The 9188-nt window shown below is 57.5% G+C and carries 8 protein-coding genes and 3 pseudogenes; 4 read left to right on the top strand and 7 right to left on the bottom strand.

The annotated features are described in order from the left end of the window. Positions 1–130 (top strand): annotated as a pseudogene (locus Q1J43_RS00810) (ISAs1 family transposase); the annotation flags it as partial. A gap of 33 nt (positions 131–163) precedes the next feature. On the opposite strand, the gene Q1J43_RS00805 reads toward Q1J43_RS00810, so the two are convergent. Further along, positions 164–889, bottom strand: coding sequence for a transposase (locus Q1J43_RS00805; RefSeq protein ID WP_301100387.1), 726 nt, complete (start codon positions 887–889; stop codon positions 164–166). Between Q1J43_RS00805 and Q1J43_RS00800 the strand changes: the two genes are divergently transcribed. Then, a complete protein-coding gene (locus tag Q1J43_RS00800) occupies positions 888–1094 on the top strand; it encodes a hypothetical protein (protein WP_301100388.1) in 207 nt (68 codons plus the stop codon). The two genes, Q1J43_RS00805 and Q1J43_RS00800, sit on opposite strands and share 2 nt — an antisense overlap. Before the next feature lie 39 nt (positions 1095–1133). Here Q1J43_RS00800 and Q1J43_RS00795 read toward each other — a convergent pair whose 3' ends face one another. The 4 genes from Q1J43_RS00795 to Q1J43_RS00780 all read right to left on the bottom strand — a co-directional run bounded on the left by Q1J43_RS00795 (position 1134) and on the right by Q1J43_RS00780 (position 6116). Continuing rightward, positions 1134–2234 carry a sugar kinase gene (locus Q1J43_RS00795; protein WP_301100386.1) on the bottom strand — a complete coding sequence of 367 codons (1101 nt, stop codon included), beginning with the start codon at positions 2232–2234 and terminating at the stop codon, positions 1134–1136. A 138-nt stretch (positions 2235–2372) separates the two neighbouring features. Beyond that, positions 2373–3059: a bifunctional 4-hydroxy-2-oxoglutarate aldolase/2-dehydro-3-deoxy-phosphogluconate aldolase gene (locus Q1J43_RS00790; protein WP_301100385.1), complete on the bottom strand. Its 687-nt coding sequence runs from the start codon at positions 3057–3059 to the stop codon at positions 2373–2375. A gap of 36 nt (positions 3060–3095) precedes the next feature. Further along, complete coding sequence (locus Q1J43_RS00785) at positions 3096–4610, bottom strand: altronate dehydratase family protein (RefSeq protein WP_301100384.1); 1515 nt, start codon at positions 4608–4610, stop codon at positions 3096–3098. A 3-nt stretch (positions 4611–4613) separates the two neighbouring features. Then, positions 4614–6116, bottom strand: a complete 1503-nt coding sequence (locus tag Q1J43_RS00780; protein ID WP_301100383.1) for a tagaturonate reductase — start codon at positions 6114–6116, stop codon at positions 4614–4616. Positions 6117–6418: 302 nt separating this feature from the next. On the opposite strand from Q1J43_RS00780, the gene Q1J43_RS00775 reads away from it, so the two are divergent. Continuing rightward, on the top strand, positions 6419–7438 hold the full coding sequence (locus Q1J43_RS00775; RefSeq protein WP_301100381.1) for a DUF4325 domain-containing protein: 1020 nt from the start codon (positions 6419–6421) through the stop codon (positions 7436–7438). Positions 7439–7441: 3 nt separating this feature from the next. Here Q1J43_RS00775 and Q1J43_RS00770 read toward each other — a convergent pair. Together Q1J43_RS00770 and Q1J43_RS00765 are read right to left on the bottom strand one after the other, a co-directional pair. Then, positions 7442–7633: pseudogene (locus Q1J43_RS00770) on the bottom strand (transposase); the annotation flags it as partial. 48 nt (positions 7634–7681) lie between these two features. Beyond that, a protein-coding gene (locus Q1J43_RS00765; protein WP_301100380.1) for an IS3 family transposase occupies positions 7682–8859 on the bottom strand; the annotation gives its coding sequence in 2 pieces (ribosomal slippage) (positions 7682–8610 and positions 8610–8859; 1179 coding nt in all). Positions 8860–9046: 187 nt separating this feature from the next. On the opposite strand from Q1J43_RS00765, the pseudogene Q1J43_RS00760 reads away from it, so the two are divergent. Next, positions 9047–9188 (top strand): annotated as a pseudogene (locus Q1J43_RS00760) (ISAs1 family transposase); the annotation flags it as partial.

Raw genomic sequence — 9188 nt, 5'->3', positions numbered from 1 at the left:
TGTCCATTGGTGCCTCGACGTCGCACTGAACGACGACCAGATGCGGGCTCGTACCAAAAATGCCGGGGCCAATTTCGCTATCGTCCGTCGCCTCGTCCTCAATCTTTTCCGCCTCGATACCTCCAAGAAAAAAGGGATATAGGGGACAGACCACGGTTTCTATTCATTTTGGCTTTCGAACAACGCTCCCGACATTCGGTTCTATCTTCTTACGTGGCCGACCAGACCGCCCCGGTGTGACCCGCCGCCCTAAGACAGTCGTTACTTCATCCGAGAATCGTTCATTCCCCAATGCGTAGTTTCCATTCGTCGCCCTGCGAATCTCATCCATCAATCCCGGTTCCAGTTCAAACCTGAAAAGCTCTCGGTACGCCGCTTGCTGGCTCACCGCATCAGAGCCCAATCCCGTGTAAATCAGATGCGGACGCACCACGGTGTCCGACTCGCCCTGCCCGTTGGCTCGATAACTCGACCACCGATATTCAGCCGGATGCTTCACCATCCCAGCCCGCACTGGGTTCAACTCGATATAGCGTTGGCAGGCCAGCAGGTACGTCTCTTCCTGCGTCAGGCAGGAGCGAAAACGTCCTTCCCACAAGGTGCCGCTACGCTGGTACGTGCGATTCACATATTGAACATAGCGCTGCCCCAGCGCTTTCATCAACGCCCCCGCCGATCCTGCACGTTCGGCCGAAAGCAACAGATGTACGTGGTTGGTCATCAAAACATAGGCATGAATCTGGCACCCGATTTTTTCGGCGTATTCGGCAAGCCACTCCAGATAAAATCGGTAATCTTCATCTGCAAAAAAACAGGCTTGGCGGTTATTGCCTCGCTGGATTAAATGCAGAGGCACATTGGGGAGTGCGAGACGGGCGCGGCGCGGCATGGAAACAGCTCCGATGCAAAACTGTATTATTACGCAAAACCGTGGTCTGTCCCCTATTGTTTGCTATTGTTTGCTCAATCTTTTCCGCCTCGATACCTCCAAGAAAAAAGGGGGTATCTATACTCGTCGCATTCTCGCCGCTTCTTCCGATGCTTATCGCGCCAGTCTCCTCGGGGTTAAAGGGAATTTGATGCAATTGCCCTGATATAGGCTTCAGGCGCATTTCCAGGGGGTAGCGGAACACTCAGCGAATCACCCGCGCGCCCTTGCCCTGCATCGCCGCTTCGACTTCCTCGACGCGCACCATCGAGGTGTCGCCTGGGGTGGTCATGGCCAGCGCGCCATGCGCGGCGCCGTACTCGACTGCGGCCTGCGGCCCTTTGCCTTCGAGAAAACCGTAGGCGAGGCCCGAGGCGAAGCCGTCACCACCGCCAACGCGGTCGTAGATTTCCAGATTGTCGCGTGGCATCGACTGATACAGCTCGCCCTGGTAGTAGAGCAGCGCCGCCCAGTCGTTGAGTGTCGCCGTTGTCGCCTTGCGCAGCGTTGTGGCCGCGACCTTGAAGTTGGGGAACTGCGCAACGGCGGTCCGGATCATTTTTTTGAAACTGTCGGTCTCGATGTGTGTCAAGTGCTCGTCGGCGCCTTCGACGGCAAAGCCCAGGCAGGCGGTGAAGTCTTCTTCGTTGCCGATCATTACGTCGACATATTTTGCGATTTCGCGGTTGATCTTCTGCGCCCCCGGCTTGCCGCCCTGGCTTTTCCACAAGGAGGCGCGGTAATTGAGGTCATAGGCGACGACGGTACCGTACTTCTTGGCTACTTCGACAGCTTCGATCACCGCTTCGGCAGTGTTCGACGCCAGCGCGGCGAAGATGCCACCGGTATGGAACCAGCGTACGCCTTCTTCGCCAAATAATCGCTCCCAGTTCACTTCGCCCGGGCGGATTTGCGAGGCGGCGCTATGGCCACGATCGGAGCAGCCCAGTGCGGGGCGAATGCCGAAGCCTTTTTCGGTGAAGTTCAGGCCGACTCGGGTATTCTTGCCGAGGCCGTCAAAATCGCGCCAGATGACGTGGCTCATGTCGACACCGCCCTGCATGATGAAGTCTTCGACCAGCCAGCCAAGGTCGTTCTGCGGCAGCGCGGTGACCACCGCCGCACGCTTTCCCCAGCACTTGCGCATGGCTCGCGCAACGTTGTATTCGCCGCCACCTTCCCACACCTGGAAGGAGCGTGCATTGCGCACGCGGCCAAAGCCGGGGTCAAAACGCAGCATGACTTCACCAAAGGAGACGCAGTCCCATTGCGCTTCGGCGGCGGATTTGATGATCAGTTCGGACATTTTTTTCCTTTCAGTCGTTTTTGAAACCGCTTTTAACGCAGAGACCACAGAGGCGCAGAGGAAAATCGCAATTCACCATGCCTACGGGCAAACTCTGCGCTCTCTGCGTCGAGTAAGGTTGGTTTCTTTTTCGAGAACTTATTTGCCGGCCAGTTCGGCTTTGATGGTTTTGATCAGTTGCACGGTCTGGCGCACGTTCGCTTCGATGCCCTGGTAGTCCTTGGCGTCGAGCAGGGTCTTGGTGATCATGTTGGAGCCGATGCCGCAGGCGACGATGCCGGCGCCGAACCATTTGCGCAGCGACTCTTCGGTCGGCTCGACGCCGCCGGTGGGCATGAGGCGCGTCCACGGCATCGGGCCCATGACGCTCTTGACAAAGTCGGGGCCGCCGACCGATGAGCCGGGAAAGACCTTGATGATTTCGCATCCGAGTTCCTGTGCGTCGCCAATTTCGGTGGCCGATCCGCAGCCGGGGCTGTAGGGGATGCCGCGCCGGTTGCAGAGTTTGGCCACCTCGGCGTTGAACAGCGGGCCGACAACGAACTTGGCGCCGTTGGCAATGTAGAGGCCGGCCGTCGGGGGATCGACAATCGAGCCAACGCCCATAATCACTGACGGGTCGGCCTTGGCAAAGTGTTGGGTGACGTCGTAGAAAACGTGGGCGGCAAAGTCACCGCGGTTGGTGAACTCGGCGCACTTGGCGCCGCCATCGGCACAGGCCTGTATCACGTTGATGCAGACCTCGACGTCCGGGTGATAAAACACCGGGATGACGCCCTGCTCCATCATGGCGGCCAGTACCGCCATTCGATCTTTTGCCGCCATTGATTTCTCTCCTATCAGTAATAGCCCGCAAAAACTCTACATCACTGCGCCGACCTGCCAGGGCAGGAACTCGTCGTTGCCATAGCCCAGTTCTTCGCTGCGCACTTTCTCGCCGGATGCATAGCGAATGATGGCGTCGAAGATGCGCTGGCTGATGATCGGCATTGGCACCCCCGTGATCAGGTCACCGCAGTTGACGTCCATGTCATCGCCCATGCGTTCATACAGGGCGTTGTTGGTCGCCAGTTTGATCGTTGGCACCCCGGCGCAACCAAAGGCCGAGCCGCGACCAGTGGTAAAGCAAATGATCTGTGCGCCACCAGCCGCCTGCCCGGTCGCCGATACGGGGTCGTAGCCGGGGGTGTCCATGTAGACGAAGCCCTTGGCGTCAATCGGTTCGGCATAAAGGTAAACGCCGTTGAGCGTACTCGTCCCGCCCTTGGCGACGGCGCCCAGCGACTTTTCAAGAATCGTCGTGAGGCCCCCAGCCTTGTTGCCGACCGATGGATTATTGTCCATCTGGCCACCGCTACGCATGGTGTATTCTTTCCACCACGTGATGCGATCGATCAGCTTCTGGGCGATTTCCGGGCTGGCCGCACGGCGGGTCAGCAGGTGTTCGGCGCCGTAAATTTCCGGGGTTTCCGAAAGAACAGTCGTCGCGCCATGGGCGACCAGTAGATCGGACGCGCCACCAAGCGCCGGATTGGCGGTGATTCCGGAATAGCCGTCGGAACCGCCGCAATTGAGGCCGACAATCAAGTGGCTGATCGGAACCGCCTCGCGCTGGTAGCGGTTGGCACGCTCAAGCATTTCGGTGACCAGCGCGACGCCCTTCTTGATCGCGGCGGTGGTTCCGCCTTCGGCCTGCATCACCACCGTCTGCAACATTCCTGCTTCGTGCGCGCCGATCTTCTCGACGATTGGCACGATCTGGTTTTGCTCGCAACCGAGCCCGACAAAGAGGACGCCGGCAAAATTTGGATGTTTCGCGTAGCCGACCAGGGTGCGGCGCAGGATGTCCATGCCTTCGCCGGCAACGTTCAGGCCGCAGCCCAGCGGATGCGGCAGGGCGATCACGCCGTCGATATTGGGATAGGCGGCCAGATGCTCGGTGGAAAAGTGCCTGGCAATCGCGCGCGTGACGGTGGCCGAACAATTGACCGTGGCAATCACGGCGATGTAGTTGCGCGTTCCGACCTTGCCATTCGCACGCTTGTAGCCCATGAAAGTGGCCGGCGTGTCGACCTTGGGCATGGCGTGTACGTCCTGGCCGATGCCGTAGTCACGCTCGAATTCACCCATGCCCAAGTTGTGGGCATGGACGTGCTGGCCGGTGGCAATATCGGCCGTGGCGAAGCCGATGATCTGGTTGTAACGGCGTACTTTCTCACCGTTCTTGATCGCGTGCGCGGCCAGCTTGTGACCGGGCGGAATCAGGTCGCTTACGGTGAGTTGCTCGGATTCGATCACGGTGCCGGGAAGCAGTTGCCTGGTGGAGATCAGCACATCATCGTTGGCGTGCAGACGGATCACTGAGGATGTTGTCATTTGTTATGCTCCACAAAGTTCGGCCATCGCCGCCTTGACACCAACTGCCTTGATCCGTATCAGCGATGCGGTGGTCTGTTCGGCGAGACCGGCGACCCGGGTCAGGTCCTCCCCCCACAGACGGGTATCGGCCAGCAGGGCCGTCACCAGTTTGCCCAGGTCAGTCGCATCCTGCCAGGCGGCATTGACGATGACCAGCAGCTCGGCGCTGTCGCAGATCGGGTAGGCATGATCCCGACGAATGCCTTCGTACTCGCCGTCTGCGACAAACCGACCGTGATAGAAGTTAAACAGCGCTGCCAGCGAGAAGGACAGGCCGACCGGCGCCTGGCCATGCGTGGCGACGTAGTCTTTGACCGTCGGCAACACGCGAATCTGCCACTTGGAAATGGAGTTGAGCGCAATCGAGATCAGTTTATGGCGTATGTTCGGATTGGCGAAGCGTTCCATAATGGTTTTTGCATAAGCAAGACGCTCGGCATCGGGCAGCGGGACGAAGGGGACGATTTCTTCGAACATCACTTTGTTTAGGTACTTCGAGACAACGGGGTCTTCGGTCATCGCGCGCACGGTATCCAGCCCGGCACTGAACGCCGCCAGTGAACTCGCGGTGTGCGCGCCATTGAGGATGCGCACCTTGCGGGTACGGTAGGGTTGCAGGTCGTCGGTCCATACCACGTCGAGCCCGGCCTTGTGCAGCGGAAACTCGTCGGCGAGTGCCACCGGGCCCTCAATCACCCACAGGTGAAAGGGTTCGGCAGCAACCAGCAGTGGATCCTCATAACCGAACCGGGCGTACAGTACGTTGGCCTCAGCCGCCGGAAAGCCGGGAACGATGCGGTCGACCAGAGTGTTGCAGAAAATATTATGGCCCTCTACCCAGGCGACGAATTCGGCGGGCAAGGCCCACGCCTGTGCATAGTGCAGAACGTGCTTCTTCAGCTTGCTGCCATTGGCCTCGATCAGTTCGCATGGCAGGAACACCAGACCCGTCTGAGCTGACCCGCCAAGCGCCTTAAAGCGCGCCAGCAGCAAGGCCGTGACCTTGGCCGGAAAACTATCCGGACACCGACTATCGACAAAGGCCTCTTCGGCATAAGCGATTCCCGCCTCGGTGGTGTTCGAGATGACGAAACGCAGGGACGGATCCTGTACTGCGGCCAATAGGACGTCCCACTGGCTATAGGGGTTAAGTGCGTTCTTGACGCAACTCACGATACGCTTTGATTCAACCGCCTTGCCGTTGTGCATACCGCGCAAAAGAACCGTAAACAGGCCGCCCTGCTCGGTCAGCCGGTCGGCAATGCCACGCACCAGCGGCTGAACGACAGTCACTTCGCCATTGAACAGGCCGGTGCCGTTGGCCACGTCGATCATCCAGTCGGCAAAGGCGCGCAGGAAGTTGCCATCGCCAATCTGCAGGATACGAACGGGTCTGAGACTGGACGCCGCACTGGCCTCCACAATGAACTTGCCTTGAGCAAAATCGGATCGATTCAGGACCATCACAGCGCTTCCTCCAGATAAAAACGCCAACCGCACTCGCGAGTCGGAAAATTCGTTTACAAACAGATTAGCACGGACACCGGTTAGTTCCGGCGATCAGAACTCGCCGGATAATTGCTGGATTGCAGCCAAGACCTGCACAACACCTATCTGCGCCGTTCCTTTGGTACGCTGTCCGAATGGTGCGAGGTTCCTGTCGGCGTCGTCGCCCAAATCCAAGGACACAAACCAATTGACAATAAACGTCAAAAAGATGACAATAATTTATTTATAACTGACAATAACTTCAAATTTATGACAATATGATTGACAAAGAAGCCATAAATAAACGAGCTTTGCAGCTAGTCGACAAGGGTGGAATAACGCTCGGAGCTACTTTGGCGCAAGAGTTCGGCATCAGCAGACAGTCGGCAAGCACCTATATTCGCAAGCTGGTGGAGAGTGGTCTGCTTACGGCAGAAGGGGCAACGAAGAATAAGCGCTACCACTTTGTCGACCTGCAGAAAGCAAGCAGAATCTATCCACGAGAGGGCTTGCGCGAAGACATCGTCTGGCGCGAGTTGTGCGCACCTATTGTTCTCGACCTGCAGGACAACGTCAGAAGTATCTGGCAATACGGCATAACGGAAATGGTAAACAACGCAATAGACCACTCTGGTTCTCCTGACGTGCTTGTGGACATTCGGAGAAATGCGCTTTACACGACGGCACTCATCTCCGACTCTGGAGAGGGCATTTTTCTCAAGATTCAACGCGCCCTCAATCTCTACGATCCGCGCGAAGCCATACTCGAATTGGCCAAAGGGAAACTAACTACCGATCCTGACCACCATACGGGAGAAGGTATTTTCTTTTCCAGCAAGATGTTTGACGCGTTCGACATTCGGTCTGGAGCACTTCACTTCATGCACGACGACGGCCTCGACGATATGCTTGTCGAGCGGCCAAAAGACTCGCCAGGAACGTTGGTAATCATGCGGCTCAACAATGATAGCCAGCGAATCGATCAGGAGGTGTTCGACCATTTTGCAGAGCCTGACGAATACACGTTTGCAAAAACAATTGTTCCGGTAAGGCTCGCACAGTACGAAGGAGAGAAGCTGGTTTCTCGCTCTCAGGCTAAGCGCCTGACACTTCGGATTGAACGATTTCAGACTGTCGTATTTGACTTCGATGGCGTTGCCGAAATTGGCCAGGCGTTCGCTGACGAGGTTTTCCGGGTTTTCAAAACAGCACACCCGGGAACCAAGCTAATTCCGATCAAGATGACAGAAGCCGTGGAAAACATGGTTAAACGAGCAACAAGTTCAACCGCCGCCTGACAGTTACTCCTCGTCGCGCAATCCGTATGCGCGACGTTGGATGACGCGAATCTTGTTGTTGAGTCCCTCGGCGAAGCCGAGCGAGACCTTGTTTTCCGGATTGCAGTAGGCGGCGATTCCATCCCAATGACGCTCGATCATTTCCGCGAACTTCTCGTAAGGCGTGAGGCGTTGCCACTTGAGACCGGCTTTCCAGTTGTCGAAGTGAGGTTCCCTCGGTTTTTCTCTGCCAACGAGTGGGTTTCATGCTACCAGTTTTTCCTGATGTTGCCTGCTGAGCCAAGCCGTCAGGAACTGCTTGGGCGACTTGTAGCCGAGTGTCGAATGCTGGCGCTTCCGGTTGTAGAAGACCTCGATGTATTCAAAGCTGGCGGCCTTCATGTCGGCGAGGGTGGCATAGCGAATTCCATGCACACGCTCGTTCTTGAAGCTGTTGAACCAGCTCCCCGTCGGCGCGTTATCCCAGCAGTTCCCTTTCCGGCTCATCGAGCAAGTCATGCCATACGCCTGGAGCTTATCCTGAACGGCGTGGCTGGCGTACTGGCTGCCCCGGTCGGAGTGGTACAGCAGCCCCGGTGCTGGCCTCTTCCTGCACCAGGCCATCGTCAGCGCGTCGGTCACGATATCCGCCGTCATACGCGGCTTCAGCGACCAGCCGACGATTTCACGGTTGAACAGGTCAAGCACGATGGCCAGATACAGCCAGCCTTCATCCGTCCACAGGTAGGTGATGTCCGATGTCCAAACCTGATTCGGCGCCGTCGGCGTGAAGTTTCGGGCCAGCAGATTCTCCGCCACAGGCAGACCGTGCTTCGAGTCGGTCGTCACTTTGTAGCGCCGCTTGTGGCGGGCATGGATGCCGTTGTCGCGCATCAGCCGTTCCACCCGTTCCTTGCTGCCCGAGAAACCTCTGGCCCGCAACTCGCGCACCATGCGCGGGCTGCCATACGCACCTTTGAGTTCGGCATGGATGGCCCGGATGAGCGCCAGCATCTGGCTGTCGGTCAGTCGCTTACGATCCGGCGCGCCACCACGCTTCCAGGCCCGATAGCCGCTGATGCTCACGCCGAGCACTTCGCACATTTCGGCCAGCACAAAACTCTCGCACTGCCCGGCAATCCAGGCGTACTTCACAGAACATCCCTTGCGAAGTACGCCGTCGCTTTTTTTAGGATTTCGTTCTCCCGCTTGAGTCGGAGATTTTCAGCACGCAGCCTTGAGAGCTCCATTTCCTCTGGCGTTACCACTCTGCCGACAGTTCCACTGAGCTTACCTTCGACCGCTGCCTTGACCCAGTTGCGAACGGTCTGATCGCTCAGCCCAAGTTCCTTGCAAACCCTGCTGACGTTCTGTCCGTCTTTGATCCGCTTGACCGCCAGTTCCTTAAACTCGGTTGTGTATGCCTGTTTCGATATCTTCATTTCTTGCCTTCCAAAAATGACCCAATTTTATGTCACCCTTGGCAGACGAAATTTCGGGGGAAGCTCAATCGCGGATTTCTTCAACAAATAGACGCTTGGCACTATTCGGCAACAGCCATGGATATGGAGTAAGCAGTCCTTCTAGCTGAGACTTCGCGGTCTGAATGTGGCTGGGTGCGCTTTGTGGCTGAGCGCCTTTGCGACCGGGGCCAGGCTAGTCCTGGGGCAGGAGGCGTGCGCCGAGAAATCGAACGAACTGACGGCGATTCCGGTACTGCTCGACGCCCTGCTGCTCAAGGGCGTGATCGTCACCATCGACGCCATGGGCA

This window comes from Propionivibrio sp., assembly GCF_029255185.1.
Classification (GTDB): domain Bacteria; phylum Pseudomonadota; class Gammaproteobacteria; order Burkholderiales; family Rhodocyclaceae; genus Propionivibrio.
The sequence above is the reverse complement of the archived record's forward strand: the minus strand, read 5'-3'. Positions and strand labels throughout refer to the sequence as shown.

Bases quoted from the DNA above. Each gene is read 5' to 3' on its own strand.
- Q1J43_RS00785 (WP_301100384.1), bottom strand. From the start codon at position 4,610: ATGACAACATCCTCAGTGATCCGTCTGCACGCCAACGATGATGTGCTG.
- Q1J43_RS00780 (WP_301100383.1), bottom strand. From the start codon at position 6,116: ATGGTCCTGAATCGATCCGATTTTGCTCAAGGCAAGTTCATTGTGGAG.
- Q1J43_RS00775 (WP_301100381.1), top strand. From the start codon at position 6,419: ATGATTGACAAAGAAGCCATAAATAAACGAGCTTTGCAGCTAGTCGAC.
- Q1J43_RS00790 (WP_301100385.1), bottom strand. From the start codon at position 3,059: ATGGCGGCAAAAGATCGAATGGCGGTACTGGCCGCCATGATGGAGCAG.
- Q1J43_RS00795 (WP_301100386.1), bottom strand. From the start codon at position 2,234: ATGTCCGAACTGATCATCAAATCCGCCGCCGAAGCGCAATGGGACTGC.
- Q1J43_RS00800 (WP_301100388.1), top strand. From the start codon at position 888: ATGGAAACAGCTCCGATGCAAAACTGTATTATTACGCAAAACCGTGGT.
- Q1J43_RS00805 (WP_301100387.1), bottom strand. From the start codon at position 889: ATGCCGCGCCGCGCCCGTCTCGCACTCCCCAATGTGCCTCTGCATTTA.